General features: G+C 32.4%; 38 protein-coding genes and 2 pseudogenes. 7 read left to right on the top strand and 33 right to left on the bottom strand.

Annotation, left to right across the window (positions count from 1 at the left end):
- The first annotated feature begins 204 nt into the window (after positions 1–204).
- The gene (locus tag BHC51_RS12790; protein ID WP_180296467.1) at positions 205–363 is read left to right on the top strand and encodes a hypothetical protein; all 159 of its coding nucleotides are present in this window, start codon (positions 205–207) and stop codon (positions 361–363) included.
- A gap of 145 nt (positions 364–508) precedes the next feature.
- Here the strand turns inward: BHC51_RS12790 and BHC51_RS08090 are convergent, their stop codons facing one another.
- The 4 genes from BHC51_RS08090 to BHC51_RS08075 all read right to left on the bottom strand — a co-directional run bounded on the left by BHC51_RS08090 (position 509) and on the right by BHC51_RS08075 (position 2,738).
- Positions 509–1,000, bottom strand: coding sequence for a hypothetical protein (locus BHC51_RS08090; protein ID WP_100123393.1), 492 nt, complete (start codon positions 998–1,000; stop codon positions 509–511).
- Between the two features lie 417 nt (positions 1,001–1,417).
- Entirely contained in the window at positions 1,418–1,630 is a 213-nt protein-coding gene (locus BHC51_RS08085; RefSeq protein ID WP_100153763.1) for a cytidine deaminase-like fold-containing protein, read from the bottom strand.
- A gap of 346 nt (positions 1,631–1,976) precedes the next feature.
- Positions 1,977–2,213 (bottom strand): hypothetical protein, encoded by a 237-nt coding sequence (locus BHC51_RS08080; protein WP_218966400.1) that lies wholly within the window; start codon positions 2,211–2,213, stop codon positions 1,977–1,979.
- Positions 2,214–2,246: 33 nt separating this feature from the next.
- Entirely contained in the window at positions 2,247–2,738 is a 492-nt protein-coding gene (locus BHC51_RS08075; protein WP_100153762.1) for a hypothetical protein, read from the bottom strand.
- Positions 2,739–3,231: 493 nt separating this feature from the next.
- Between BHC51_RS08075 and BHC51_RS08070 the strand changes: the two genes are divergently transcribed.
- Positions 3,232–3,720: a hypothetical protein gene (locus BHC51_RS08070; protein WP_100123392.1), complete on the top strand. Its 489-nt coding sequence runs from the start codon at positions 3,232–3,234 to the stop codon at positions 3,718–3,720.
- Between the two features lie 316 nt (positions 3,721–4,036).
- On the opposite strand, the gene BHC51_RS08065 is transcribed toward BHC51_RS08070, so the two are convergent.
- The 14 genes and pseudogenes from BHC51_RS08065 to BHC51_RS12785 all read right to left on the bottom strand — a co-directional run bounded on the left by BHC51_RS08065 (position 4,037) and on the right by BHC51_RS12785 (position 10,886).
- Entirely contained in the window at positions 4,037–4,453 is a 417-nt protein-coding gene (locus BHC51_RS08065; protein ID WP_100153761.1) for a DUF6911 family protein, read from the bottom strand.
- Between the two features lie 41 nt (positions 4,454–4,494).
- A complete protein-coding gene (locus BHC51_RS13445) occupies positions 4,495–4,608 on the bottom strand; it encodes a cytidine deaminase-like fold-containing protein (protein ID WP_445081787.1) in 114 nt (37 codons plus the stop codon).
- Positions 4,605–4,820, bottom strand: a complete 216-nt coding sequence (locus BHC51_RS08060) for a cytidine deaminase-like fold-containing protein (RefSeq protein ID WP_100153760.1) — start codon at positions 4,818–4,820, stop codon at positions 4,605–4,607. The genes BHC51_RS13445 and BHC51_RS08060 overlap by 4 nt, the downstream gene beginning before the upstream one ends.
- Before the next feature lie 37 nt (positions 4,821–4,857).
- Entirely contained in the window at positions 4,858–5,271 is a 414-nt protein-coding gene (locus tag BHC51_RS08055; protein ID WP_100123207.1) for a DUF6911 family protein, read from the bottom strand.
- Positions 5,271–5,570, bottom strand: a complete 300-nt coding sequence (locus BHC51_RS08050; RefSeq protein WP_445081760.1) for a cytidine deaminase-like fold-containing protein — start codon at positions 5,568–5,570, stop codon at positions 5,271–5,273. Before BHC51_RS08050 ends, BHC51_RS08055 begins: the two co-directional genes overlap by 1 nt.
- A gap of 96 nt (positions 5,571–5,666) precedes the next feature.
- Positions 5,667–5,810: pseudogene (locus BHC51_RS13340) on the bottom strand (integrase core domain-containing protein); the annotation flags it as partial.
- Positions 5,811–5,954: 144 nt separating this feature from the next.
- Positions 5,955–6,578 carry a hypothetical protein gene (locus BHC51_RS08040; protein WP_100153759.1) on the bottom strand — a complete coding sequence of 208 codons (624 nt, stop codon included), beginning with the start codon at positions 6,576–6,578 and terminating at the stop codon, positions 5,955–5,957.
- Positions 6,579–6,609: 31 nt separating this feature from the next.
- Positions 6,610–7,200 (bottom strand): hypothetical protein, encoded by a 591-nt coding sequence (locus BHC51_RS08035; RefSeq protein WP_100153758.1) that lies wholly within the window; start codon positions 7,198–7,200, stop codon positions 6,610–6,612.
- Between the two features lie 635 nt (positions 7,201–7,835).
- Complete coding sequence (locus tag BHC51_RS08030; protein ID WP_100153757.1) at positions 7,836–8,417, bottom strand: hypothetical protein; 582 nt, start codon at positions 8,415–8,417, stop codon at positions 7,836–7,838.
- A gap of 25 nt (positions 8,418–8,442) precedes the next feature.
- Complete coding sequence (locus tag BHC51_RS08025) at positions 8,443–9,363, bottom strand: RHS repeat domain-containing protein (protein ID WP_100153756.1); 921 nt, start codon at positions 9,361–9,363, stop codon at positions 8,443–8,445.
- Between the two features lie 349 nt (positions 9,364–9,712).
- Positions 9,713–9,931 (bottom strand): serine kinase, encoded by a 219-nt coding sequence (locus BHC51_RS08020; RefSeq protein WP_100099377.1) that lies wholly within the window; start codon positions 9,929–9,931, stop codon positions 9,713–9,715.
- Positions 9,932–9,963: 32 nt separating this feature from the next.
- Positions 9,964–10,221, bottom strand: coding sequence for a hypothetical protein (locus BHC51_RS08015; protein ID WP_100123150.1), 258 nt, complete (start codon positions 10,219–10,221; stop codon positions 9,964–9,966).
- A gap of 132 nt (positions 10,222–10,353) precedes the next feature.
- Complete coding sequence (locus BHC51_RS08010; RefSeq protein WP_100123149.1) at positions 10,354–10,596, bottom strand: hypothetical protein; 243 nt, start codon at positions 10,594–10,596, stop codon at positions 10,354–10,356.
- Positions 10,597–10,712: 116 nt separating this feature from the next.
- Positions 10,713–10,886, bottom strand: a complete 174-nt coding sequence (locus tag BHC51_RS12785) for a hypothetical protein (RefSeq protein ID WP_180296466.1) — start codon at positions 10,884–10,886, stop codon at positions 10,713–10,715.
- A 205-nt stretch (positions 10,887–11,091) separates the two neighbouring features.
- On the opposite strand from BHC51_RS12785, the gene BHC51_RS08005 reads away from it, so the two are divergent.
- Positions 11,092–11,484, top strand: coding sequence for a DUF4279 domain-containing protein (locus tag BHC51_RS08005; protein ID WP_100123148.1), 393 nt, complete (start codon positions 11,092–11,094; stop codon positions 11,482–11,484).
- A gap of 733 nt (positions 11,485–12,217) precedes the next feature.
- On the top strand, positions 12,218–12,826 hold the full coding sequence (locus BHC51_RS08000) for a hypothetical protein (RefSeq protein ID WP_100123147.1): 609 nt from the start codon (positions 12,218–12,220) through the stop codon (positions 12,824–12,826).
- A gap of 525 nt (positions 12,827–13,351) precedes the next feature.
- Here BHC51_RS08000 and BHC51_RS12780 read toward each other — a convergent pair.
- Positions 13,352–13,522, bottom strand: a complete 171-nt coding sequence (locus tag BHC51_RS12780; RefSeq protein ID WP_180296465.1) for a hypothetical protein — start codon at positions 13,520–13,522, stop codon at positions 13,352–13,354.
- A 1,210-nt stretch (positions 13,523–14,732) separates the two neighbouring features.
- On the opposite strand from BHC51_RS12780, the gene BHC51_RS07990 reads away from it, so the two are divergent.
- Complete coding sequence (locus BHC51_RS07990) at positions 14,733–15,098, top strand: DDE-type integrase/transposase/recombinase (RefSeq protein WP_306807438.1); 366 nt, start codon at positions 14,733–14,735, stop codon at positions 15,096–15,098.
- 174 nt (positions 15,099–15,272) lie between these two features.
- Here the strand turns inward: BHC51_RS07990 and BHC51_RS07985 are convergent, their stop codons facing one another.
- The 14 genes and pseudogenes from BHC51_RS07985 to BHC51_RS07920 all read right to left on the bottom strand — a co-directional run bounded on the left by BHC51_RS07985 (position 15,273) and on the right by BHC51_RS07920 (position 24,388).
- Positions 15,273–16,133 (bottom strand): HEAT repeat domain-containing protein, encoded by an 861-nt coding sequence (locus BHC51_RS07985; protein ID WP_100153755.1) that lies wholly within the window; start codon positions 16,131–16,133, stop codon positions 15,273–15,275.
- A complete protein-coding gene (locus tag BHC51_RS07980) occupies positions 16,111–16,518 on the bottom strand; it encodes a polymorphic toxin type 34 domain-containing protein (protein WP_100153754.1) in 408 nt (135 codons plus the stop codon). Before BHC51_RS07980 ends, BHC51_RS07985 begins: the two co-directional genes overlap by 23 nt.
- Positions 16,519–16,569: 51 nt before the next feature.
- Positions 16,570–16,647 (bottom strand): annotated as a pseudogene (locus BHC51_RS13335) (hypothetical protein); the annotation flags it as partial.
- Positions 16,629–16,856, bottom strand: a complete 228-nt coding sequence (locus tag BHC51_RS13330) for a hypothetical protein (protein ID WP_373885688.1) — start codon at positions 16,854–16,856, stop codon at positions 16,629–16,631. The gene BHC51_RS13330 and the pseudogene BHC51_RS13335, both read right to left, overlap by 19 nt.
- A 307-nt stretch (positions 16,857–17,163) precedes the next feature.
- On the bottom strand, positions 17,164–17,451 hold the full coding sequence (locus tag BHC51_RS07965) for a hypothetical protein (RefSeq protein ID WP_100123141.1): 288 nt from the start codon (positions 17,449–17,451) through the stop codon (positions 17,164–17,166).
- A 2-nt stretch (positions 17,452–17,453) separates the two neighbouring features.
- Complete coding sequence (locus tag BHC51_RS07960; protein ID WP_100123140.1) at positions 17,454–17,696, bottom strand: hypothetical protein; 243 nt, start codon at positions 17,694–17,696, stop codon at positions 17,454–17,456.
- Between the two features lie 274 nt (positions 17,697–17,970).
- Positions 17,971–18,501 (bottom strand): hypothetical protein, encoded by a 531-nt coding sequence (locus tag BHC51_RS07955; RefSeq protein ID WP_100123139.1) that lies wholly within the window; start codon positions 18,499–18,501, stop codon positions 17,971–17,973.
- Positions 18,502–19,002: 501 nt separating this feature from the next.
- Entirely contained in the window at positions 19,003–19,323 is a 321-nt protein-coding gene (locus tag BHC51_RS07950; protein ID WP_100123138.1) for a hypothetical protein, read from the bottom strand.
- Positions 19,324–19,475: 152 nt separating this feature from the next.
- Positions 19,476–19,757, bottom strand: coding sequence for a hypothetical protein (locus BHC51_RS07945; protein WP_100123137.1), 282 nt, complete (start codon positions 19,755–19,757; stop codon positions 19,476–19,478).
- 950 nt (positions 19,758–20,707) lie between these two features.
- Positions 20,708–21,706 carry a tetratricopeptide repeat protein gene (locus BHC51_RS07940; RefSeq protein ID WP_100123136.1) on the bottom strand — a complete coding sequence of 333 codons (999 nt, stop codon included), beginning with the start codon at positions 21,704–21,706 and terminating at the stop codon, positions 20,708–20,710.
- 337 nt (positions 21,707–22,043) lie between these two features.
- Positions 22,044–22,691, bottom strand: a complete 648-nt coding sequence (locus BHC51_RS07935; protein ID WP_100123135.1) for a hypothetical protein — start codon at positions 22,689–22,691, stop codon at positions 22,044–22,046.
- A gap of 410 nt (positions 22,692–23,101) precedes the next feature.
- Positions 23,102–23,530, bottom strand: a complete 429-nt coding sequence (locus BHC51_RS07930; RefSeq protein WP_100153753.1) for an RHS repeat-associated core domain-containing protein — start codon at positions 23,528–23,530, stop codon at positions 23,102–23,104.
- Between the two features lie 349 nt (positions 23,531–23,879).
- Positions 23,880–24,098: a serine kinase gene (locus tag BHC51_RS07925; RefSeq protein ID WP_143557436.1), complete on the bottom strand. Its 219-nt coding sequence runs from the start codon at positions 24,096–24,098 to the stop codon at positions 23,880–23,882.
- 32 nt (positions 24,099–24,130) lie between these two features.
- Entirely contained in the window at positions 24,131–24,388 is a 258-nt protein-coding gene (locus BHC51_RS07920) for a hypothetical protein (RefSeq protein WP_100123133.1), read from the bottom strand.
- 452 nt (positions 24,389–24,840) lie between these two features.
- On the opposite strand from BHC51_RS07920, the gene BHC51_RS07915 reads away from it, so the two are divergent.
- Both BHC51_RS07915 and BHC51_RS07910 read left to right on the top strand, forming a co-directional pair.
- Complete coding sequence (locus BHC51_RS07915) at positions 24,841–25,098, top strand: transposase (RefSeq protein WP_100153752.1); 258 nt, start codon at positions 24,841–24,843, stop codon at positions 25,096–25,098.
- On the top strand, positions 25,098–25,618 hold a 521-nt coding region (locus BHC51_RS07910; protein WP_143558812.1), incomplete at its 3' end, for an IS3 family transposase. The genes BHC51_RS07915 and BHC51_RS07910, both read left to right, overlap by 1 nt.

Raw genomic sequence — 25,618 nt, 5'->3', positions numbered from 1 at the left:
AAGCTCGGCTATAAGCTATAAATGGATATCCGGATATATTGCCAGTTAAAGCTTAATCTAAGGGTACAGCGTAAACAACATATTCCTCCACGAAGCCCAGAAAAACAATCAGTACCGCATAAGCTAGGTGAATGTTGGTCAATGAATTTTATAAGTGTTAGCAGTCGCAATTAACACAGGTTCAGAGCCTTCAATATCATCGATGTGTTTAGTCGTGAGGTGTTAGGCATTGATATTGTAATCAGTTTACTGGCTGACAGGGTTTACCATTATCTGGATAAACGGGTCGAATATCATGGCTATTCACTCAAAATACGAGTGAATAACAGACCGGAATTTACCAGAAAAACATTCATCAACTAATCGTTCATTAGAGTTGTTCATGATAAAAGCTCATATAAAGTTCTGTGACAATAATTTTAAATAGCCTATATCATATTAATCCCAGTTTTAAACTGGTATATGCATAAGACATGTATTAAGATTTAATTTTTAAATAACTCTGATGTCATTCTATTTGTGATATAGTAAGTGCTCCTGGTTGAATTGTTGCTGGCAATTTATATATTATATGTCTCACATCCATTGGTAATTCTAACAATGTTAATGGAGTAGTTGGTTTCGCTACTAAAAAATAAGTATTTGTTTCAAAGTCAATATTATAACTAAACAAACCTTTTGTTGCCGCTCCAACAAACGAATGCAAATAATCCTTTTTTCTCTCCTCTAAATTTCTAGATAAAAATGCACCAGGTTCAGTAAAATCAGGTAGATTACTTTTTATAATATCGACTTTACAATGATTATCCAAATTATCGAAATAATCGAATAATTTATCATAATTAATTTTAGATTTTCTTATTTTTTTAGGAACTGCACATGTACCTCCTGAAGTAAAATGGGCTAAATAGTTGTTATTAAATACAGCATACCAATCTAAATCCCATATATCCCATCCATGCCATCCATCATCAGAATTTCCTGTAATTTCCATATTCATAGTTCAGATCCAAACATATTTGTACAATTATCACAACATCCCACTGGCTTATTACTTCTAGGGCGCCAAGCTCCTAAAATATCAATATCCTTTGCTTTAAGCCGAGAGCTTTTTAGCATTAAATCATTAGCAGCATGAAATTCAGCACAATCACCAAATATGTTATCACATTCTGTTTTTGTTCCCAAACCAATTTGTTCGCCATGTGTTTTAATTCGGGAGCTACTTTTTCTGTGATATCGCCGTTTACTCCCAAAGCATATCTTCCTGTATTTTTATCCACACCCACAATACTGGTGCAGGTTTCTGATTAGTTCTTTTTAAATACTTTTAATCCTTAGTGAGTTAATAAAGAGAATTTTCTGCTTTTATACTGTACTATTTTAAGAAATAGTTACACCTTGAATTTAAATCTATTTACCATTTTAGAGTCTCCGTTATCTTAAATCTTGCCATACCAATTTCCCATTCATATATTTTATAGGTTGTTTTTGTCTCTGCAAATATTTTCAATGAGTTAAGCTTCAATGCTTTTGCCATTGCATCAACATCCTTTTGAGAATAATCACAAAGATAACGCCATGTCAATTTCATAATTTCATCAACACCTTCAGTCAAGTCTTTATTCACAGCCTATTGTAATGCACCTATTTCTGCATGTACGTTATCCATATAACTATTTTCATCGCCTATTTTATCCCGTATCAAAGTTGATTTATCTGAATAACCTTTTAATTTTTTTTACGTGAGTTCTATACTAAATTTGGGATAGTTACAAAATAAATATCTATTGATGATAAGTAATCATTTAATTTTAATTAATCAAATAATATATCCATTGGAAAAGTTAGTTTGATACTAATTTATGCGCTTACTTAATTTATCGTGCAGGATTACCATGTATATTCACATATATTCAGTTTACTATAAAATAAAAAAGCCCAGTATTAAACTGGACTTTTGCTTTACCGATACATTAACTATACATTCTAGGAAAATACTCGCTGATTTTATCATTATCGAATAATCTATCTTTGGTAAAATCAACCGTATCAGATACAGCAATTGCTGGTCGCAATTCTTTTGTAAAATCTTCGATAGAAGCATAAATTGTAGGTATTAAATATCTGAAATAATCCCCCATTTTGGTTTCACCATCATAACCAACTACAAAATCATGACTAGGCCTGCAACCTTCAACTGCATAAGACATGTATTAAGATTTAATTTTTAAATAACTCTGATGTCATTCTATTTGTGATATAGTAAGTGCTCCTGGTTGAATTGTTGCTGGCAATTTATATATTATATGTCTCACATCCATTGGTAATTCTAACAATGTTAATGGAGTAGTTGGTTTCGCTACTAAAAAATAAGTATTTGTTTCAAAGTCAATATTATAACTAAACAAACCTTTTGTTGCCGCTCCAACAAACGAATGCAAATAATCCTTTTTTCTCTCCTCTAAATTTCTAGATAAAAATGCACCAGGTTCAGTAAAATCAGGTAGATTACTTTTTATAATATCGACATTACAATGATTGTCTAAATTATCAAAAAAATCAAATAATTTATCATAGTTAATTTTAGATTTTCTTATTTTTTTAGGAACTGCACATGTACCTCCTGAAGTAAAATGGGCTAAATAGTTGTTATTAAATACAGCATACCAATCTAAATCCCATATATCCCATCCATGCCATCCATCATCAGAATTTCCTATAATTTCCATATTCATAGTTCAGATCCAAACATATTTGTACAATTATCACAACGTCCCACTGGCTTATTACTTCTAGGGCGCCAAGCTCCTAAAATATCAATATCCTTTGCTTTAAGCCGAGAGCTTTTTAGCATTAAATCATTAGCAGCATGAAATTCGGCACAATCACCAAATATGTTATCACATTCAGTTTTTGTTCCCAAACCAATTTGTTCGCCATGTGTTTTAATTCGGGAGCTACTTTTTCTGTGATATCGCCGTTTGCTCCCAAAGCATATCTTCCTGTATTTTTATCCACACCCACAATACTGGTGCAGATTTCTGATTAGTTCTTTTTAAATGCTTTTAATCCTCGGTGAGTTAATAAACATACTCACTCGAAAACAAAATGGAAAATTTCACCAGACAATGCAAGAGATAGAAGGCATGATGGAAGTTATTGGAAGCTGTATAATAAAAGAGGTATTAGAATTGGTACACTTAGTAAAGAAGGGAAATATTTAAGAGAATGGAAAATGTAATTAATAAATTAATAAAATTTGATTTTGAAAATTTTGATTTCTTATTAAAAGATTATTTTATTTTTAGTATCTCTATTTTTGATCATATTCTGAATGAAGACGAATACATTAATGCACATTTAGTCTCCTATGCAGATACTAAAAACAATATAGAGAAGAAAATTCTGTTTAATAAAATAAAAAGAAAATTTGTTTTTATATATAAAACTTTGTTTAAATTATCAAAAGGAAATGTTATAGCTATAATTGATGAAAGACCAAGGAAAATTAAATCATTTAACAATTATATATACTTAATAAATAATATACTTAAAGAAAAAAAACTATGTATATTCACTTACCCATCATTGGGTTGTGTCACTACTACTGGATATGATTTAACACACCAATTTTTGATTCAAAAAAACAAAATTTTATTAAAAAGAAAAATCGAAAGGATAGTAAAAGAAATCGGGTTAAACATAATTGAATATTAATTTAATATATAACTATTTATTTTTTATAAATATTGTTAAGTTAGTATAAATAGTGATAACGAATTATTTAGATGGTAGTAAAACAAAGGTAGAAGATAAACTAAGTATTTGGAAAGGGATGACAATAGGCATGTTATGCTGTTTTGAATCAAAAGAATATTGTAAATACCTCCAAAGTTAATACAAGATTCAGGTGTACTAGCTCAAACTTATTTTACCCTTAGAAATTTTATGAATTAATGTAGCCCATCCATTTGGATTAGAATTTAATTTATTTATGTAAAAAAGCCCCGAATCACAATCCGGAGCACTGAGGTTAACTCACTATATTTGGGTCAATATCTCCTGTCAGATAAAACTCATTAAAAGCTTTTCTGACTAGATTAAAATCTTCGCTTATAGTTCTATTATCCCATAAATCACCTTGTAAACTTATCAACCCAGGAGCGCGTGTATCATCCCCAAAGGTTCTTACTTCTACACCATCATCAACTTCCGGATTTGATTTTCCAAACATAACCAGATATTTTTGATTTTCTGCATAAAGCGTTAACCTAAAAGGAATATTACCTTCCTCTTTATTTTGTTCTAAATAAAGAACACCAGTAATTGATACAAATAAATCTAGAGAATTATTTATATCTTCTATTATAGGATTAAGGTTAAAAATTACTGTGTCAGTATAAAATACCTCACCATAAAGGCGTCCATTGAATTTAAATCTATTTATCATTCTAGAGTCTCCGTCACCTTAAAATTTGCCATACCAGCTTCCTATTCAATACATTTTATAGTTTTTTTTGTCTCTTCAAATATTTTCGATGCTTTAGCCATTGCAACTATATCCTTTTGACAATAACCACAAACATCTATTCCTGTCACTTTCATAACTGCATCAGCACTTTCAAGCCTTTATTTGTAGCCTGTTGTAATGCACCTATTTCTGTATATGCGTTACCCATAGAATTATTTGGAAGTGGTCTCCCATCTTTTGATTTCTTATCGCCTATTTTATCCCGTATCAAAGTTGATTTATCAGAATAACCTTTCCTTTTTGACTGAGCACTCCAAGCCATTGGATTAGAATTTGATTTATTCATGTAAAAAATCCCCGAATCGCAATCCGGAGCTTTAGGGTTAACTCACTATATTTGGGTCAATATCTCCTGTCAGATAAAACTCATTAAAAGCTTTTCTGACCAAAGAAAAATCTTCAGTGATTATTGAATTATCCCATAAATCTCCCAAGAGATATAATTCTCCTGGTGTACGCGTCTTATCATAAAAAGTTCTTACCTCTACACCATCATCAACTTCTGGATTTGATTTTCCAAACATAACCAGATATTTTTGATTTTCTGCATAAAGCGTTAACCTAAAAGGAATATTACCTTCTTCTTCCCTTTGTTCTAATTCAAGAACACCATCACTTAATAAAAATAGATCTAAATAACTATTTATATCATCTATGGTAGGATTACTCTTAAACGGTAATTGAATACGCTTATGTTCTTTTAATTTAAATCCACCAAACTCAAATTTAACTTTCATTATTGCACCTTTCTCTCAGCAAATTTATCCATGCCTGCTCGCCATTCATAAATTTTTGGTATGTGGGTTTTATCCTCTTTTGCATACACTTTTAAAGACTTTAATCCCGATGCTTTAGCCATTGCAACTATATCCTTTTGACAATAACCATAAATATCCTTTCCTGTCACTTTCATAACTGCATCAGCACCTTCAGTTAAGCCTTTATTCGCAGCCTGTTGTAATGCACCTACTTCTGCATGTGCGTTACCCATAGGACTATTTGGAAGTAGTTTTCTATCTTTCTTTTGATTCTTTATCGCCTATTTGTAAATACCTCCAAGTCAGTACAGGATTCAGGTAGAAAATTACGCTGCTTGTTTTAGGGTTTTATATTCACTCAGCGTCATATTATTTCATGTTGCATGAGGTCTTTCCGTGTTATAAATGGTTAGCCACTCCACGGTTACCTTTCTTGCCTGTTCCAGATTATTAAATAGATATAAATCCAGTACCTCTGTGTGATAGATGCGATTAAATCGTTTAATAAAGCCGTTTTGATATGGGCTGCTGCTTGAATATAATCCATGCTTATATCATGTGACTTTTTCTTTTAAAATAGCTACAATCTAGTGTTCAGTCATTTTTTTCATATTTAAATCCTCAGTGGATTAATAAAAAGAATTTTCTACTTTTATGCTGTACTATTTTAAGGGACAGCTACAAAAATGCTCTAGCTCTGTATTATATTTTTCATAATAATCTTTAAATCTTTCTCTATCATAGAGTCGTTTATAAAGATATTCTCGTCCATATATGGCATTATTTATATCTTTATGAGCAAATCCCTCTTTTTCCCAGTCACGAAGTATAAATAACTGTTTCTTTTCTTCATCTGATAGCATATTGAGCTTTTTGATTAATATAATCTCCTGAGCACGAGTGTCCGTAATATAATGCCATATATATATCCTTTTTATTTCATTATCAATTTCCTTACTATAAGTTAAATTTTCACGGAAATTATTGTCAGCCAAAACCTGTCTGGCATAGCGAGCCAGACAAAAGCGATAGGGACTTTTCCAGTCTTCTGGTTTCTCTAACTGAGTAATAAATTTCTCGGCCTGCTCAAACCATTGCTTACGCTCTATATCGGCGTCTAAAATTTGGAAACTGAAAGATTTATAAGACTCCCATGTATCTTTCCTTTTCACGATTACATGTAGATAAAGATTGTCTCCGGCTTTATTAATATAACAAACAATGGCTGCGAAATAATTATTTTGCGCCAGACACAGTCCTGTAAACTTATTTTGCTTATTGTTCATGACATACCAACCAATCCTAAATAATATTTAACTATAATAATTTATATTCTTTTTCAAAATTTTCCAGTTCTTTCATATATTTCTCATAATCTTTTTTTACTATTTCTTTATCATATAAGAAATCATAAAAAATTTCACGACAATTAACAGAATAAAATACATCCTCGCAGGCGTATGCTTTTCTTTCCCAATCGCGAAGTATGAATAACTGTTTTTTTTCTTCATCTGGTAACAAATTTAGTTTTTTGATTAAGGCAGTTTCTTTTAACTGCGAAATAATGGTATAGCGATAGATATATTCATCATCAATATCCTTATTATAAACTAAATCTTCCCGAAAATTGTCATCTTCCAAAATCATTCTGGCATAACGCGCCAGACAAAAACGATGCGGTCTTTGCCAGTCTTCCGGCTTATCTAACTGGTTAATAAAGTTCTCGGCTTGTTTAAGCCATTGCTTGCGATCCGCATCAGAAACAATATCCCGCCATCTGACAAAATTTCCACAAAATCCATAAGATTCCCATGTATCTCTTCTATACACTGTTCCAGAGGTAGAAACAGCAAAATAATTATTTTTCGCCAGATACTTTGTTTGCAACTCATTTACCTTATCATTCATGGCACGTCAACCAATTTTAAATATTGTTTATTTCTACCATTTTTTTTTGAAGTCTTCAACTTTTGGTATTTATTGTGTATGTTTCTTCATCCATTATATGCGAATTATTCCTGTATTGGATTATTTATATCTTTATATTTTATTCTTTAATCATAACTATGAGTACATTCGCTTTGCTGTATATTTATTCGTTGGTTAGTGTCATTATTATTAATATATAATGATCTATTCACACGCGTCACCTATAGAAATATAATTTTATTGTTTATAAACTTGTTTCTTATATATTACTTATAATTTGAATTAATTTAAAATAAAAATTCAATATAATAGACGCTAAGAATAGCGTAAAATATGCCATTCTTGCAAAAGAAGCTAAATTTACACTGAAATAAATATCAGCTAAAACCTGATAACCCAAAAAAAGAGGTGAATTCTTTTTAGCTTTCGGACTTGTCTAGCCGCATTATATACTCTTTAGTTCTCTGATAATATTGTTTCGCTCTGTACCTGAAATCAAATCGCAGAAGCTTAAAGATTATAAAATAAACATTTTTAGTCTTTCATACTTTAAACTCCATTAATATAATTCTAATTTTTAATTAATTCAATTTAAAATATTTACTAAATTAAAATTATTCATCTTCATCAAGTTTTCCAAAGACACTTTCGACTTTTTCCCAATATTTCTTATAATAAGTCTCATATTTTTCTTTATCATATAATTTTTTATATAGATATTCACGTCCATAAATAGCATAATGAACATCTTCTCCTATACTACCTCTGATTTCCCAATCCTTTAGGATAAATAATTGAATCTTCTCATCTATAAATAATTGATTTAATTTCTTAATTAATACAGTTTCTTTTAATCTGGAGATAAGCATATAACGGTTTATATCCTCATTGCTTAACATATTACAAGATAACTTCCAAGATAACTCCCCAAAAAAAGAATCATCATTTAAAACCTGACGAGCATAACGAGCTAGGCAATAACGATGTGGTCTTTTCCAATCAATTGGTACATCTAATTCACTAATAACCTTACTCGCTTCTAAAATCCAAGATTTTTTATCTATACCATCAATACTAAAAGAAATATATTGTTCAAATGTATCTAATCTATAGATGATAATATATACACCTGCATCATCAATATAAGCAACTATAGCTTTAAAGTAATTATTCTTAACCAAACAAGTGTTTAACATATCAATACCTTTTAAAAAACGAAATCTAATTGTATTTTTTTGCAATATCTTTGGGAACTTTCATTTCTTTTGCTATTTTTTGTTTTGATGATTTTAATATTTCATCTGCCTGAGGGTCATATTCACAACCCCAAAGTTGTGCCTCTGCTACCAGTTTTTTCAAGGCATTTAAAACCCGATTATACCTTTTATTATGTCCCCAGTCTCCTCCTTGATGTTCCATTAACTGTCCAGCTCTTATTCTTACCCTCATCGATAAATAAAATATTGCATTTCTTAGTTTTTGACATCGATCGTTTGGGTCAAAGGGGTCATGCCCTAACCCTTTATTCTTTTCACACCTCTCAAGTAAATTATCTTCTCCTTTATGCCTTACATTAAGATATGGTAATTCATCAACAGCTCCAAAAGTTCCACTACCTACATTGGGAAATTGCACATTTGGCAATGATTTATTACATGCAGGTGTCAGTATACATGCTGCTGCAACGAATGCAGCAGCTACTGCCACAGGTACCATTATCTGAGCAATCTCCCCAGTCGGATCACTGTATACCAGCGGATTCCCACCTACATAACCATAGGTATTTATTCCTCCCGCCAACCCTATCGGATCACTCTGGATATACCGCCCAGTCTTCGCATCGTAATCACGGAAGCAGTTATATGACAGGCCGGTCTCTGCATCGTAGTACTGTCCCTCAAACCGCAGGTTCATGGTGATCTGGTTGTTTGCGTCCAGTTCACTGTTGCCAAATGCATCGCTATTGATTTTCCAGCTCTGTTCTCCTGTGCTGTTTATCGCTAGTTGCGGGGTGCCCAGATGGTCGCTTATCAGGTAGTGATAGCTGGCATTTTTCAGGTTCTGCCCTTCGCTCAGGTTGGCCTGCCATAAGGGACTGGTACCCCAGTCGCTGTCTGGCTTCCAGCCATACGCTACGCGCATTCTGCCATTCTGATCCAGTTCGGCCAGCAGGCCTGCGCTGCTGTAGATATAGTAGGTGGTCTCGCCGTTTGCGGTTTTGCTGATACGCCGGCCAAACGGGTTGTATTGGTAGCAGGCTATTAGTAGTATAGGTCAGGCTGGTCTGTTCTTGTCCTGCTCCCCATTTCATCAGTTGATTCTGCTGATTGTATTGCCATTTTCCTGCCTGTCAGGCACTGCCGGTTCGGTTGTCAATGACATCACAGCTTTAAGGTTTGGCTCGCTGCTCTGGGGTTTCCTGTTCTGGTTTTACCAGAGTTAAGCAATCCAGTCGGTCAACCTGCTAAACTTTTTCAACATCAGCTTTTGCCTATAGATAAATGATTTCTTGACAAAAATCTTTATCGATTATAAACACCTCTATTCTGAAACCTTTAGGATAATCTTTAAAACCTGAGACATTTTCCCGTTTCTTTTTTTCCTCAAGTGCTCTTTCTAAAGTGGAAAAAGTTCCAATTTCGAATTCTGTTAAACCACTCTGTTTTGTTTCCTTAGCATGAACTAAAGTATATACTTTGTTTTCAGTCATATTTAACACCATTTAAAATGTCTATTACCAGATTATATAGTGACAAATCCATCACGCCACCAATCCTCATCTAAAACAGTTTCATAAATTTCTAGTCTTTTCAAATTACTTAGATAATAACTTTTTGAAAAATTTTTTTTCCTTTCCAAAGCTATATCATAAGTACTATAAACCCCTAATACTTGGCCTATTTCAGCATCAAAATCTTCTGAATCAGGAGATTCTAATGCTATATCCTTATTACCATGATAAGAATAAGTTACATAACATAACTGAAATACTGATATCATTATAATCATCCTATTAAATTAAATTTATTTGCATCTATAATAATACTTTTTTCTTAGATCTTATATTTAATTTATAAGATATCCTGAAAAATTCGTGACTACTTGGTTTTATCTCGATTTTTGTATTACATATTATTTTATAGAGATAAGATCTTTTTTAACTATATTTAGCACATCAAGAAATTCATCTAAAGGAAATTTAAATATAACTTCTTCTTCAAGTAACCGAAAATCATAAAAGAACTCTATTTCAATATTATTAACCCCCTTATCTTTATTTAAATGACATAGAACTTGTCCTTTGAAAGAAATTTCAATAGTTAAATATTCGTATTTACTATCACTAAAATAATCAATTTGAAAATTTGATTTCATAGAATATTACTCCCATTTTGGATCTAATACACCAGAAAATGAACCATCTTTATTATAGCGAACTCCTTTACCGTTTGGTAAACGATATTCTGTACCGCCTCTAGACAAATTGTTTTTCACAGTATTTTTATTTTTAATGCATATTTTACAACATTCTCTGCCGCTGCATTTTTTTGAGACACATTATCTTTTAAAGGTTCAAATGTCCCGCCCGGTCTTCCTGAATGCTTAGCAAGACCTCTTACAGCCACAAATAATCCGTGTTTATTTATAGCTTTAATTAGCAGCATCAATCAGTTCTTAGATATCTTCCGGATCATCTTTAGGACATTTATCTAAAGTCATGATAATAATAAATAAAACAGGGATTTTTAGAACCTAAAGCAGAGATTAAACACTATGATAGATGTTGATAAAAAATCTGAACAGATGCTGATTTTAAGGAAAAAAGAAAATGGTATCACTACAGGTTATATTTTATAAAGGTATTTAAATATGGAAATAACATCCGTAAACGTTGCTTTTTTGATTTATGGTGAACATTTTCAACCGAATGCTATAACTGATCTTTTAAATATTCTTTCAAATAGTACAAGAATCAAGGGGATTATTCCTATAGGAAGAACTCGGCCAGCAATAGCGACAATATGGTGTATAGAAACTGACTATGAAAAATCAGATGATATCAATATTCAATTAAAAAAAATTGGTTTAATACAAGGTAAAGAAGATATTCTAAATCGAATAAGGTCTGAGTTAAATATTGATATGCTTTTTGATGTGGTTATCCATTTGGAAAATGATGAATATCCTGTAATGCGGTTAAAATCCGATGTATTGAAATTCATAGCAAGTATCAGTGCTGATATAGATTTTAATGTATACTGATAAAAATATGCATTTCACAAATTATTAAATCAACAGTCCCACTTTTTTAAAAAAGTGGGACTGTTGATTACTACTATATTGAAATAGATGATGCAAATATAGGAGTAACACCAAATCCGCCTGATCCTGATGGTAAATACCCCAAAGTTAGTACAAGATTCAGGTAGAAAATTACGCTGCTTGTTTTAGGGTTTTATATTCACTCGGTGTTATATTATTTAATACTTCTTAAGCTTACGATTTTCAGCTTCAAGTTCCTTTAAGTGTTGATATCTTAGGTTTCCATATCACCATATTTATCACGCCATTGATAAAAATTTGAATTGCCCATGCTATATCTATGGTAAAGCTCTTTAACAGGAAAGCTGGCTTTAGTTTTATTTAAATAGATACGATTTGATGTTCAGTCATTTTCTCATGTTTAAATCCTCTGTGGGTTAATAAAGAGAATTTTCTACTTTTATGCTGTACTATTTTAGGGGTAGTTATACCAAGGGTTGTGTTGAGGAAAAATTGGAGAAAAACTAATTTATGTGATAATAAAATAGGTCATTGTGTGTGCAGAAGTGGATGCTGCTAATAAATTAGTCGAAAAAGGAGTACCTATAGAAAGAATTAAGTTCACAGAAGCATTGAGACCAAGACATGTATACGGAAAAAATACGTATAATGAAAGAGCTGTAGTTGATACTTGTAATAACTGTAAAGCAACATGGCCGGAGGAAAATTTTAGATGAGTTATAAAGATTTAAATGCAAATTGGCGGCCCGACTTTGGAACAATATTTGACTGGCCTGCAATGGATAAATTTGGAAAAATTGCGATAATGGTAAATAACTGCTGGGGGGATTTACCTAAGGCTCTATTATCAAATTATGATTCAATATTATTATTAGACCCTTTTATGGAACACATTACCGAAGGTATAGATAAATTTAGTCAGTATTCATATAGTAAGCATGGAGAAACTATATTGGATTTATATTCAGGTCTTACTTATAAGGCATATACAAATAGAAAAGAAATTGAGAAAGAAGTATTTGAAGAGTCTAAACGTGAAAATGTCATTACTGATGAGGGATTGCCTGCTCAAAAAGGCGTGTTTGTATATTACGCAGTAGAAGGCTGCAAGCCAGGTCATGATTTTGTAGTTGGATATGATGGTGAAACCAAAATGGGGGATTATTTCAGATATTTAATACCTACAATTTATGCTTCTATCGAAGATTTTCCAAAAGAACTGCGGCCAGCAATTGCTGTATCTGATACAGTTGATTTTACAAAAGATAGATTATTCGATAATGATAAAATTAGCGAGTATTTTCCTAGAATGTATAGGTAATGTATAGGTAAACCAAAAGCCCAGTTTAATACTGGGCTTTTTTATTTTATAGTAAACTGCATATATGTGAACATACATGGTAACTCCTGCACGATAAATTAAGTGAGAGTTTAAATGAGTATTAAACTAAATTATCCGATAGATATGATATTTGAAGAACTAGAGTTTAATGATTGTTTACCATCTATAAAATTCAGAGTTAATGTTAATGTAAATAAATTTAATCATAATTTAGACTATAGTGGTGAACTATGGATAGATTGTAGTGTCATGGATTTCTTTATCAAAAATTTGAATAAAGGTAAAAATTCAATTTTGAATGAGGTGTTTTTTTAATTACGTTTAATTTAAGATTTAAAATTTGCTAAAACTCTTTATTTTAAATATCTCAATTTATTAGAGCCAATAAATTATTTAGTTGTAGTTTTACATACAACCTTATAACTCAAGGTATGAAGATAATTAGTTTTATATGATTTTTTTATATATTTAGTATATAAGGTGTTCCTATTGATTAAAAGTTTTTTACTGCACTTTGCTTCGAACGAGTTTGGCAGCCATACCTGTAAGACTATCTAGGCGAAACAACTTATTATCCATACAGCGATGAAAACCTGATAGCTGTGCCGAATCAGCGTGATACAATGCAGGTAGCATATGGCTGGTTGCCGGATACAGTGTGGTGAACCAGCCCATTGTTGCCAGCCGGTCTGGACAATAATCCTATTCTAAACACAGACTATAACTACTTGATAACCGATTATCTTGCTAATCCAACAGTGGGCGGTAAACGTAAGAGGATAGGAAAAGTGGAAAAGTATTGCCTATCCCTTTGGTTATATACAATGGATAACTTGATTGCAATGCACTTGCTGCGTCTGCCTTTTATTGTTTCAACTAATGTATTAAGATATCCTCCCAAATCTGTTTTCTTGCTTGGAGCTTGGAAAGAATTTGCCTTTAATTCAAAATGTATAACCCAAGTGCTTCAGGTGGATTTTAGATGTAGGCAAAAGTGCTTCTGCTGGTGCTGCTTACTAAGAAATCAGATCTAATTTAGATAATTGTGGATGTTAAGATTATGGTTTTGATAAATACTTTTATCATTGTAATTGGACTGTATGTTTCATGTATGAACTGGTTGATATTTATTAACAATGATATTTTAAAAAATAAAAGCTCATCATATGGACTGTTTATTGGAGGAATATTATTGTATATAGGCATATCAAATTTGCCTGATCCATATAACCAATACCCTTATCTGGGATTTTTAATTGATTTTGGTTGTATTCCGTGGTTATTAGTTGGATTGGGATTTAAGATTATTAAATATTGTAGAGAGTAATATCTATAAATTTAAATAAAAAGGAGATATTATATGTATAAAAATATTTGAAAATGGATAATGTAACTATCCCCTAAAATAGTAACGCATAAAAGTAGAAAATTCTCTGTATTAACCCACAGAGGATTTAAACATGAAAAAATGACTGAACATCAGATCATAGCTATTTTAAAAGAAGCAGAAAATCATAAGTTTAAGCAGACGTTTGCTGAGCTGAGCTTAAAATCTCAGTTTCAGGAGGAAATCATAAAAAAGCTATAGTGCCTACTCAAAAACGTAAAGCTTGGGCTATGCTTCTGCAAGAAAATCATTTTGTTACTATTGCCATGAGCTAAGCTATTGTTGGATTGAGCCGCTGTACTTACTATTATCAGCCTAAGTTACCGGATGATTCGGTGATTGTGTAGATAATAAGTACTATCACGGATAAGCGTTTACGCTGAGGCTTTCCTAAGTGTTTTAATCATATCAGAAAGCTCGGCTATAAACGGAATCATAAACGTGTTTATCGCATATACTGCCAGTTAAAGCTTAATCTCAGGGTAAAGCGTAAAACGTATTCCTCCGCGAAGCCCAGAAAAACTATCAGTACTGAATAAGCTAGGTGAATGTTGGTCAATGAATTTTATGAGTGACAGCAGTTGCAATCAACGCAGGTTTAGAACTTTCAATGTCATCGATGTGTTTAGTCGTGAAACATTAAGCATTGATATTGCGGTCAGTTTACCAGCAGGTAGGGTTACTCGTTATCTGGATAAACTGGCCGGATATCATGGCTATTCACTCAAAATACGAATAGATAACGGATCGGAATTTACCGGAAAAACATTCATCGACTGGGCAAAGTCACATGGTATAACCATAGATTATATTCAAGTTAAATGCAATTATTTATACCTTCTAAAATATTTAAATAAATATTAATTCAGAAAAAATTCTAAAGTAAATTTATATAATTTTCTTTTTGTTTAATATTGTACATATAAGGATATTCTAATATTTTACTTAAAGAGTATAATAAAATATGGCTTTTGATGTACATATAGAAATAATTAATAATAATCAATTTTTATTATTAATTTATATTATATGAGAAAACTATAATGTCGATTTCAAATGCTCCAATACTTTTATAGAAGTATTTAATTCATCAAAAGGTTCCCATTTCTTTTTTATTTCATAGAGTACAGGTAATAAGGCAACATCGCCTAAGTATGCAGCTGCTTGCACCATTTCATCATAAACTATGTCTTTACTTAATTCTTTAATTAACGCCTGAGTAACTCGCTTATCCTTCATTTTAGACAGTCCAATTATGGCTTCATATCGTACCTCAAAATTATTTTCATTCAATAATGAAACAAAGCAATTTCGAATTTCTGGTGTATCATACCCATTAGCATTTACTGCAAATGCAGCCCAATCCTTTACATCGCTATTAGTATCTTTTAAAAGCTTAATCAATAATGGTATTGATGCCTTATTATCAAACATAGATAATGCAATAGCTGTACTCTCTCTTACATTTACGGATTTATCCAGTACTGTATATTTAGCAAGTGCTAATAAAGAGTCTAAGTATTTTTTTTTAGTCCTATTGCACCGATGACCAAAAGACGACACCGCGTAAGAGCGTACCATTGCAGATTTATCAGTCAAAGCTAAATTATAAAGTATATCTAGAGATACCTTTTCTTCATTAGAATTTAAACTGATTTGCCCTAAAATAAAAGCTGCCAATACTCTGCGTTTATAGCTGTTACTAAAACAATCCATTTGAGCAAGCTTGATGACTTTACTTCCTCCTTTCAACTGCAATACTTTTGCAGCCTCTAAGCTTAATTTGAAATTATTATGCCCAAGTAAAGCTATTAATTTTTCTTCAGGTAAATTTCGACATCGTTCCCAATACTGGAACTCAATGTCCTCTTTCTTTTTACTGTATACTGATATTGCCATTATAGTACTCCTGTCTTTTTCGCTTTTTATCTTTAGAGGCTCTTGAATTTCTACATCCCCATGCTTTGTCAGTGGATTTAGCCTCTAATTTGGAAATTATACCTTCATTTACCATCATCTTTAATGCATCGCATCGATCTGGTCTTTTATTACCATTTACAACTTCATCACTTTGTCTTTCACCTACCATTTCTTCAATTCCAGCATCAGAAACTTTTACTGGTGCAGCCAAATATACATTATCTGAACATGACGCATTATTTTTATTCAATTCACTTTCTTTAATTTTTGAAGGAAATAAACCTTCTGGCAATGCTCCTATTACTGCTGCTCTACGCCTAAAGTTTGAGGAACAGAATCGTATCCCTGCTATTCCAATTCTCACTCCTGCAACTAGTGCCAGAATAAGCGCTGGAGCAATCTCCCCAGTCGGATCACTATATACCAGTGGATTCCCTCCTACATAACCATAGGTATTTATTCCTCCCGCCAGCCCTATCGGATCACTCTGAATATACCGCCAGTCTCCGCATAGTAAGTACGGAAGTAGTTATATGACAGTCCGGTCTCTGCATCGTAGTACTGTCTCGGAAACCGCAGGTTCATGGTGATCTGGTTGTTTGCGTCCAGTTCGCTGTTGCCAAATGCATCGCTGTTGATTTTCCAGCTCTGTTCTCCAGTGCTGTTTATTGCCTGTTGCGGGGTGCCCAGATGGTCGCTTATCAGGTAGTGATAGCTGGCATTTTTCAGGTTCTGCCCTTCGCTCAGGTTGGCCTGTCATAAGAGGCTGGTACCCCAGTCGCTATCTGGCTTCCAGCCATACGCTACGCGCATTCTGCCATTCTGATCCAGTTCGGCCAGCAGGCCTGCGCTGCTGTAGATATAGTAGGTGGTCTCGCCGTTTACAGTTTTGCTGATACGCCGGCCAAACGAGTCGTATTGGTAGCTGGCCAGTTCGCTGGTGTTGTTACTGACTTTGCTCAGGCGTTCGGCTGTGTTGTCGCTAAATTTTCAACTTTTATTTAATCTATTAAAACCTTTTTCTTTCTAATAATTCAAACTCAGGATTTGGTTCAGAATAATGAATTAAACCAGCAACATCAGTATCTACTATTATTCCAGTTTTACATATATCTATCCATGATTCATAATTAAATTCAGGAAGATAATCTTTTGAATCAAAAGAACATAATACTATACCGGTCATCCCTCCTTCTAAACTAAGTTTATCTCCCGCTCTTATTTCATCACCATCTGGTAATCCAACCAATAATAAAATCAAGCCATATATCACCTTTATTCTATCATTCTTATCCAATCTTATGACTTAGAATCAGCTTTGCTTAATAAAATTAAGTCGTAATCGGGATATGAATAATGGACTAACCCACCACCATATGTTCTAATCATAACTCCCGATTTACATACATCAGTAAATGATTCGTACTCAAAATCAGGAAAATATTCTTTTGTGTCAAAACAACATATAATGATTCCTTCAAGTCCCCCTGCAAAAGTGACTACATCACCTAATTCAACTTTTTCACCAGCAGCATAATCCATATATTTTCCTTAATTAGCCCATATCTCCATCAAATATTGGCCTAACATAGCGAGAGTATATAACTACCCCGTCATTCAATCCTATCCAACACCTTAGATATATCATCCTTTCTACACATCATAATCACAGAAGCAGTTATTTATTATAATAGCCCCGTATCTGCATCTTTGAAAAGTACAATCTCAGAAAACAATGATAATGACAAATTCTGCTATTTATAAGAAGAAAAGATTAATTAAATTACTAACCAAATTAAGCCCAGATGACTAAATTTCATAAATTAACTTTTAATTGAATCTTAAAATACTTCCTGATGTGATTTAATCCATAGGTTGTCAGAAAAGCCAGTACCATCGCCAGCAGTATATAATCAAAAGCATATAGTCTGGATTTTATAGGTATTATATTATTATCCACAACTTGATAAGTAGACCAGACAGTTCTCTCTGGATCTTTAAATTCAGTTTCAATTTGATTACCATTTTCGATTTTCTTTATACTATATGAAAAACTTGTCGGCGTATCTTCACCTGTATGCCATTCCTTACGATCAGCTTTCTTTTCAGAAATAAAAGAAAAGTCTTCCTTTTGAATATCCTTAAGTTTACTTAACCTTAATGGATAAAAAGTCTCATCATCAAATACGACTAGAGTAAAATCACCGTGTAGATCTTCCTTACCAGCATATCTCATATCGTAATATGAAATTAAATATAAAAAAATCTTTATCAGTAAAAAAAATATTACAAAATTTATTGTATAAATTTTTAGTTTCTCAAAAAAAATATACATTATCTTCTTCATATTTCATCTCCATAAAAACATAAATTGCAAAAACAACCTATGACAAACTTCGATTACCAATTTAAATAATCCATGCAAACCAAACCTTGGACTACTCAGAAATAAACGGCTTTAAATACATTCTGCCGTCTTCCTTAATGCTAAATTGCTTTGGTTTTACACCATTCCAAATAGTCCAGCCTCTTTGACTACTCCAGTATATAAAAATAAATATTCCTGAAAACGATTATAACCATAGAAAGATAATCTCAACATTCACATCACTTTCTATACGTGAAACTGATTTATTTAGTACCAACATTTCCACCTCATATTAAATACCTAATACTTCCTCGTAAAAATCACGCAACATGGATTAGCACACTGATCAGCACATTCTATTAATAATTTAAAAATCCCCCCTTCTGTCTCAAATACTCTTCGTCTTGCTATTTTTAGCCCAATGAATTTGCAAATTCTATGGGATTTGCGGCCACACAGTTATATTCTAAATTTTAAATATCAAAAATCAGTCCAGTTCAAATAATCTATATCCTGCGGTTCCAGACTCTTGATATTTTCTTCTTCCAAAATAGTTTCAAAATTTTTAATCGTATTTATTATGACTTCTTCAATAGTGCTGCCCTTACCTGATGCATTCTCGAATTTTCCATTATGTTTTCGTTTAACACACAAATCTGTCAATCCTCTAAATTGACCTGATGCATTTTCATATACTCTAATTTTCATTTTTGCATAAGGCACTATGTCAATCATCCAGACAAAATAATCGCCTGCTAACCTCTCAATTCTAACATTCTCAATTTTAATATTACGCCACATATATAATTACCTCTTTAAATTAATAATAGAATCACATAAAATTTGAAATCATTAATCAATAAATTTTGTTTTAATTTAACAGAATTAGCGTATTAAAAATCTGACCATTCTGCATATTCAACTTGTTTAGATGTTAATCTATTAATATTATCTTATTTTAACATTTCACAGGAATATTTTATTGTATCTTCTAAAGCTTCTTCAATCGTACTTCCCCTACCTACCGCAGATTCTGGGTATCCATCAAATTTACGTTTAATACATAAATCGGTTGTACCAATATATTTGCATTTATCAACATCTATTATTCCAAATCCCTCCGTATCTTTTGTAATTGTAATTTTCATCCTACCTAAAGGTAAAACTGGCATCCATACAATAAATTGAGCAACAACCGCTTCTATTGGACTTTTTAATTTTAAATTATCAACCATACCATATCCCGAATATTATTTATCAAATCATAGTTTAATTTTAATCACAATATTAGAAAAATTCTTCTTCCAAACATTATATATCGTCTAAGTCCAACTCTTTAAATATGAATTGAATTAATAACTTAATAAAATTCCCAATTGTGTTTTCTAAAGCCTTTTATTCATTTCTCCATTTCATTAGTACTAAAGAATAATTTTCTTTTGAAAATCAATCTATCTCAACCCAAAAAATTTTCCCTAATTCAAAACTATTCCCTTCTACCAGAAACTTAGCCATTATCTGACTTAATACAGGCATTCAAAAGATAAACCACACAACTCCCTTCTCTTATATTCAAGTCTTAACCCACAAGATATCATTCTTTATCAGAAATCATATCAATATATTTACCGTTTTCCCCACCGATAAATGCTCTTAGTTATACAATCAACACTTTCAACTATTTTTGCACTCCTGAGATTTTTAGCAAATCCAAGAGCTTTACGTGTATATTGTTCTACATGTGCAGCTCTTACAGCTTTTGTCTACACAGGCTTCATCACCACCATTCTATAGTCTGGCTGGCAGGTCTTCGTTGCCGTAAATAAATATGGTAAGTGGTCTCACCGTTTACAATTTGGCTGATACACCGGTCGTAGCTATTCAGTTTACAGATATCATTACTGACTTTACTCAGGCGTTCAGCTGCATTGTAGCTGTAGTACCGTTAGCAGTATAGCTCAGGCTGGTCTGCTGTTTGCCTTATCCCCATTTGATTAGCTGGTGAGGTTGTTGTACTGCCATTCTCCTACTTGCTGGACACTGCCGGTATGGTTGTCGATAGCATTATTGCTGTTATTCTTTATTTTATTCGAATAAATAAGGCTAACAGGTCGATTCCACCATCAATCCCGCAAATTGTTTCATTCTGCAATACTGCTTGCTGCTGCTCATTATCAGCATAACTCTAACTATTTTTTTGTAATTGCTTCAATAATGTTTTTGCTTCATAAATAAGATCTATAGTTGATGTTTTACTTTTAAGAACTTGCTTAAGTAATTTTTTTACCCTTCGATCTTCTTTTGCAGAAATATTATATAGTTTTGCTAATAACAAAGTAGCCCTATCACTACCATGCTTTTGTGCTTGCTTTAAATAAGCGAAATATAAATCTATTTTTTGAGTATCCCTATATAAAAAAGCCAAATTTATTAAACTATCAATACCACCTGAACGAATTGCTTTTTTGTACCAAAACATACTAATTTTATAATTTGCCTCAATACCTAAGCCATATTGGTATATTTTTCCTAAATAATCCATTGCTGTATAACTTTTATTTTCATAAGCTAATTTTCTAAATTGCTTACAGGCTTTTTTATAATTTTCTAAATTAAAATTTATTTCTGCACCAACCAGTTTCTCAAAAATTTTATTATTTAATTTTATTGGCTTGCCTAATCGTACATAAGTTTTAGCGATATTTCTCTTTAAATCAATATTTTTTAAAATATAGCGCGACTCTTCTAAAGCATACTCAGAAACATTCTCACTATTTAAAACCACATTAAGTAATTCTCTTACCCTTTTATGTTCTTTTTTACTTATATTGTACAATTTGGCCAAATCCAACGCAGCCTCATCCTCTCCCTCTTTTAACGCTTGGTATAAAATATATTTCGAAGCTTGTAAATTTCCCATCTGCCGATAAGTTACTGCAATATTGGATAAATAACTATTATCTTTTAAATTCGCATTTACTTCCCAGATTAATGCTTTATTTAGGTCTTGACGCAGAAACTCAGAATTACCACACATACGACCTATTTCCCACATACTAGAAGCCACCTTATTTCTGGCTAGCATATAGTTGATAGAAAATGATTTTTTATATTTTTTTTCAGTCTCAGCCTCTGAAGCAGTACTTTCAAGCTTACTTAACTTTTTTTCACTATAAATTTTCACAATAAACTCCTTTTATCTATTAAGCGTACCATACGCTGATTATAGCCGGATATTCCTGATGTGAATATTTACTAAAGCACACCAACAGTCACTACGATTGTGACAATACCTCCAATTATAGCAACACGTGGTTCCATTATTAAACATATCGCATCACCTGCAACTACGACAGTTGCACAATATAATCTTTGTTTAAAAAATTATTGCTACAGATTATTCATTATATATAATCAACTTTCAATATCCTTATTAAACAAAAATCCAAATTATTATGTAACTATCCTCTAAAAAGAGTATGACATAGTATAAAGACTGCCTATCAAAATCATTGTCATATCTAATTTTCACCATAAAGCTGATCTATTTTTTTATTGTATTCTATATAGTATTGTTTAAATTTTTCTTTATCCAATAATCTTTTATACAAATATGTTCGCCTATGAATACTAAATAAAATATCTTTTCTACTGTAATTACTTAATTCTTTATCTTTTAGTTTTATTTCCCAATCTTTCAAAGTAAATAATTGAATTTTTTCTTCATCAGACAACCTATTTAATTTTTTTATTAATGCAGCCTCTTTAAATTGGGAGATTAGCGTATAACGATAAATATCATTGCTATTTAGTTTATTTTTCTCTAAATCTATTTTAAATTTTTCATTTCTTAAAATTATAAATGCATGTCGAGCAATGCAGTAGCGATGCGGTTTTTGCCAGTCAACTGGTCGACCTAACTGTTTAAGATATTCTAGTGTTTTAATATACCATTCTTCTTTGTCCTTTTTATTCTTATTAACGGCTTCAATATAAAAATATGAATAAGCCTCAAAAGTATCCAACCTAAAAACTACAATAGTGATATACAGATTGTTTTTTTGATTGCCATCCTCTACATCAATAATAAAAGATTTAAAGAATTCATTCTCTCCTGTGCACAATCCTAATATATCCCAGTGACAATGACCTATTAAATTTTCACACATCAATCATTCCAATCTATAAAAAAATAAATCATTAAATTTGACAAAAAAATAAAAATTATTTTTTCTAAACTATTATTTATATAATACTACTATATAGTCAATCTGCTTGGCTACATTAAGTTATATATTTTGTAATTAATCAAATTATATAAAACTAATTCTTAAAATATTCTTATAAATTAATAACTATTTACTATAAATAGTTATTAATTTATATTTAAGATTTACCTTTAATTTTTCATTTAATAAAATCTCATCTTTATCTTTTTAGAAAAAGCATATTGATGAGATTTACTTTCTTAGCAATTTTTCAAAAAAACGAATAATTACAAAATTAGATTAAGACACCTTAATAACCTTCATCTTCCGTATACTCATTAACACAGACCCAGAATTAGATTTTTTAGTACTCAATCCCAATACGATAAACCATATATATCCAGATACAATAGTGGATTCCCTCCTACATAACCATAGGTATTTATTCCTCCCTCCAACCCTATCGGATCACTCTGGATATACCGCCCTGTCTTCGCATCGTAATCACGGAAGCAGTTATATGACAGGCCGGTCTCTGCATCGTAGTACTGTCCCGGAAACCGCAGGTTCATGGTGATCTGGTTGTTTGCGTCCAGTTCACTGTTGCCAAACGCATCGCTGTTGATTTTCCAGCTCTGTTCTCCAGTGCTGTTTATGGCCAATTGCGGGGTGCCCAGATGGTCACTTATCAGGTAGTGATAGCTGGCATTTTTCAGGTTCTGCCCTTCGCTCAGATTGGCCTGCCATAAGGGGCTGGTACCCCAGTCGCTGTCTGGCTTCCAGCCATACGCTACGCGCATTCTGCCATTCTGATCCAGTTCGGCCAGCAGGCCTTCGCTGCTGTAGATATAGTAGGTGGTCTCGCCGTTTACAGTTTTGCTGATACGCCGGCCAAACGGGTCGTATTGGTAGCAGGCTATTAGTAGTATAGGTCAGGCTGGTCTGTTCTTGTCCTACTCCCCATTTCATCAGTTGATTCTGCTGATTATATTGCCATTTTCCTGCCTGTCAGGCACTGCCGGTTCGGTTATCAATGACATCATAGCTTTAAGATTTGGCACGCTGCTCCGAGGTTTCCTGTTCTGGTTTTACCAGAGTTAAGCAATCCAGTCGGTCAACCTGCTAAACTTTTTCAACATCAGCTTTTGCCTATAGATAAATGATTTCTTGACAAAAATCTTTATCGATTATAAACACCTCTATTCTGAAACCTTTAGGATAATCTTTAAAACCTGAGACATTTTCCCGTTTCTTTTTTTCCTCAAGTGCTCTTTCTAAAGTGGAAAAAGTGCCGATTTTGAATTCTGATATGCCATTCTGTTTTGTTTCCTTAACATGAAATAAAGTATATACTTTGTTTTCAGTCATATTTAACACCATTTAAAATTTCTGTAATCTGATTATATAGTGACAAATCCATCACGCCACCAATCCGAATCTAAAGTAGTATCATAAATTTCTAGTCTTTTCAAATTACTTAGATAATAACTCTTTGAAAAAAATTTTTTCCTTTCCAAAGCTTTCTCATAAGTACTATAAAACCCTAATATTTGACCTATTTCAGTATCAAAATCTTCTGAATCAGGAGATTCTAATGCTATATCCTTATTACCATGATAAGAATAGGTTACATAACATACCTGAAATAATATTGTCATTATAAATATCCTTATTAAATTAAATTGATTTATATCTATAATAATACTTTTAATGTCTGAATTATATAACTCTTTTCAAGATTAAGTCTATTTGTAACCTCTCCATGCTTTTTTAATCCGACTAAACTCTGATCCTGAAACTTTTTCATCTTTTTTTAATTTTTTATTACCATATCTTTTTCTAATCAATTGATAGGCATATTCTTCAGGATTTTCTCCTTTATATAGTGGTTTTTCTCTAGCCCAGTCAGGAGTATCCTTAGCAGATTCTTTACCTGACTGATCAGGAATTCTTTTTTTAAATTCTCTTTTGCAATTAGAATCATTAGGATCACAATCTCCATTAGGTCAATTAGAACTAATATTTAGATCAATCTCTTTGTAACTATCCCCTAAAATAGTACAGCATAAAAGTAGAAAATTCTCTTTATTAACCCATTGAGGATTTAAGCATGAAAAAAATGACTGAACATCAAATCGTAGCTATTTTAAAAGAAGCCGAAGCCGGTATCCCCGTCAAAGAACTCTGCCGTAAATATGGCATCGGCAATTCAACTTTTTATAAATGGCGTGATAAATACGGTGGTATGGAAACGTCCGATATCAAACGTTTAAAGGAGCTAGAGGCTGAAAACCTTAAGCTTAAGCAGATGTTTGCTGAGCTCAGTTTAAAATCTCAGCTTCAGGAGGAAATCATAAAAAAGCTATAGTGCCTACTCAAACACGTAAAGCTTGGGCTGTACAACTGCAAGAAAGTCATTCTGTTACTATTGCCATGAGCTGCGCTATTGTTAGCTTAAGTCGCTGCGCTTACTATTATCAACCTAAATTACCGGATGATTCAGTGATTATGTCGGTACTAAGTGCTATTACCGATAAGCATTTACGCTGGGGCTTTCCTAAATGTTTTAATCGCATCAGAAAGCTCGGCTATAAATGGAATCATAAACGTGTGTATCGGGTGTATTGTGAATTAAAGCTTAATCTCAGGGTAAAGCGTAAACAACGCATTCCTCCACGAAGCCCAGAAAGGCTATCAGCACCCAATAAACAAGGTGAATGCTGGTCAATGGATTTTATGAGTGACAGCAGTCGCAATCAACAGCGTTTTAGAACCTTCAATGTGATAGATGACTTTAATCGTGAGGCGTTAGGCATTGATATTGCGGTTAGTTTACCTGCTGGCAGGATTACCCGTTACCTAGATAAACTGGCCGAATATCATGGCTA

Source organism: Snodgrassella alvi, assembly GCF_002777745.1.
GTDB classification, from domain to species: Bacteria; Pseudomonadota; Gammaproteobacteria; order Burkholderiales; family Neisseriaceae; genus Snodgrassella; species Snodgrassella alvi_D.
Note: the sequence above shows the minus strand (reverse complement) of the source record. Positions and strands in the feature narration are given on the sequence as shown.

Excerpts from the sequence above, each read along its gene's own strand:
- BHC51_RS08090 (WP_100123393.1), bottom strand. The coding sequence starts at position 1,000 with ATGAATATGGAAATTACAGGAAATTCTGATGATGGATGGCATGGATGG.
- BHC51_RS08080 (WP_218966400.1), bottom strand. The coding sequence starts at position 2,213 with ATGTCTTATGCAGTTGAAGGTTGCAGGCCTAGTCATGATTTTGTAGTT.
- BHC51_RS08075 (WP_100153762.1), bottom strand. The coding sequence starts at position 2,738 with ATGAATATGGAAATTATAGGAAATTCTGATGATGGATGGCATGGATGG.
- BHC51_RS08070 (WP_100123392.1), top strand. The coding sequence starts at position 3,232 with ATGGAAAATGTAATTAATAAATTAATAAAATTTGATTTTGAAAATTTT.
- BHC51_RS08065 (WP_100153761.1), bottom strand. The coding sequence starts at position 4,453 with ATGATAAATAGATTTAAATTCAATGGACGCCTTTATGGTGAGGTATTT.
- BHC51_RS13445 (WP_445081787.1), bottom strand. The coding sequence starts at position 4,608 with ATGAAAGTGACAGGAATAGATGTTTGTGGTTATTGTCAAAAGGATATA.
- BHC51_RS08060 (WP_100153760.1), bottom strand. The coding sequence starts at position 4,820 with ATGAATAAATCAAATTCTAATCCAATGGCTTGGAGTGCTCAGTCAAAA.
- BHC51_RS08055 (WP_100123207.1), bottom strand. The coding sequence starts at position 5,271 with ATGAAAGTTAAATTTGAGTTTGGTGGATTTAAATTAAAAGAACATAAG.
- BHC51_RS08040 (WP_100153759.1), bottom strand. The coding sequence starts at position 6,578 with ATGAACAATAAGCAAAATAAGTTTACAGGACTGTGTCTGGCGCAAAAT.
- BHC51_RS08035 (WP_100153758.1), bottom strand. The coding sequence starts at position 7,200 with ATGAATGATAAGGTAAATGAGTTGCAAACAAAGTATCTGGCGAAAAAT.
- BHC51_RS08030 (WP_100153757.1), bottom strand. The coding sequence starts at position 8,417 with ATGTTAAACACTTGTTTGGTTAAGAATAATTACTTTAAAGCTATAGTT.
- BHC51_RS08025 (WP_100153756.1), bottom strand. The coding sequence starts at position 9,363 with ATGCGCGTAGCGTATGGCTGGAAGCCAGACAGCGACTGGGGTACCAGT.
- BHC51_RS08020 (WP_100099377.1), bottom strand. The coding sequence starts at position 9,931 with ATGACTGAAAACAAAGTATATACTTTAGTTCATGCTAAGGAAACAAAA.
- BHC51_RS08015 (WP_100123150.1), bottom strand. The coding sequence starts at position 10,221 with ATGATATCAGTATTTCAGTTATGTTATGTAACTTATTCTTATCATGGT.
- BHC51_RS08010 (WP_100123149.1), bottom strand. The coding sequence starts at position 10,596 with ATGAAATCAAATTTTCAAATTGATTATTTTAGTGATAGTAAATACGAA.
- BHC51_RS12785 (WP_180296466.1), bottom strand. The coding sequence starts at position 10,886 with ATGCTGCTAATTAAAGCTATAAATAAACACGGATTATTTGTGGCTGTA.
- BHC51_RS08005 (WP_100123148.1), top strand. The coding sequence starts at position 11,092 with ATGGAAATAACATCCGTAAACGTTGCTTTTTTGATTTATGGTGAACAT.
- BHC51_RS08000 (WP_100123147.1), top strand. The coding sequence starts at position 12,218 with ATGAGTTATAAAGATTTAAATGCAAATTGGCGGCCCGACTTTGGAACA.
- BHC51_RS12780 (WP_180296465.1), bottom strand. The coding sequence starts at position 13,522 with ATGGGCTGGTTCACCACACTGTATCCGGCAACCAGCCATATGCTACCT.
- BHC51_RS07985 (WP_100153755.1), bottom strand. The coding sequence starts at position 16,133 with ATGGCAATATCAGTATACAGTAAAAAGAAAGAGGACATTGAGTTCCAG.
- BHC51_RS07960 (WP_100123140.1), bottom strand. The coding sequence starts at position 17,696 with ATGGATTATGCTGCTGGTGAAAAAGTTGAATTAGGTGATGTAGTCACT.
- BHC51_RS07955 (WP_100123139.1), bottom strand. The coding sequence starts at position 18,501 with ATGAAGAAGATAATGTATATTTTTTTTGAGAAACTAAAAATTTATACA.
- BHC51_RS07950 (WP_100123138.1), bottom strand. The coding sequence starts at position 19,323 with ATGTGGCGTAATATTAAAATTGAGAATGTTAGAATTGAGAGGTTAGCA.
- BHC51_RS07945 (WP_100123137.1), bottom strand. The coding sequence starts at position 19,757 with ATGGTTGATAATTTAAAATTAAAAAGTCCAATAGAAGCGGTTGTTGCT.
- BHC51_RS07935 (WP_100123135.1), bottom strand. The coding sequence starts at position 22,691 with ATGTGTGAAAATTTAATAGGTCATTGTCACTGGGATATATTAGGATTG.
- BHC51_RS07930 (WP_100153753.1), bottom strand. The coding sequence starts at position 23,530 with ATGCGCGTAGCGTATGGCTGGAAGCCAGACAGCGACTGGGGTACCAGC.
- BHC51_RS07925 (WP_143557436.1), bottom strand. The coding sequence starts at position 24,098 with ATGACTGAAAACAAAGTATATACTTTATTTCATGTTAAGGAAACAAAA.
- BHC51_RS07920 (WP_100123133.1), bottom strand. The coding sequence starts at position 24,388 with ATGACAATATTATTTCAGGTATGTTATGTAACCTATTCTTATCATGGT.
- BHC51_RS07915 (WP_100153752.1), top strand. The coding sequence starts at position 24,841 with ATGAAAAAAATGACTGAACATCAAATCGTAGCTATTTTAAAAGAAGCC.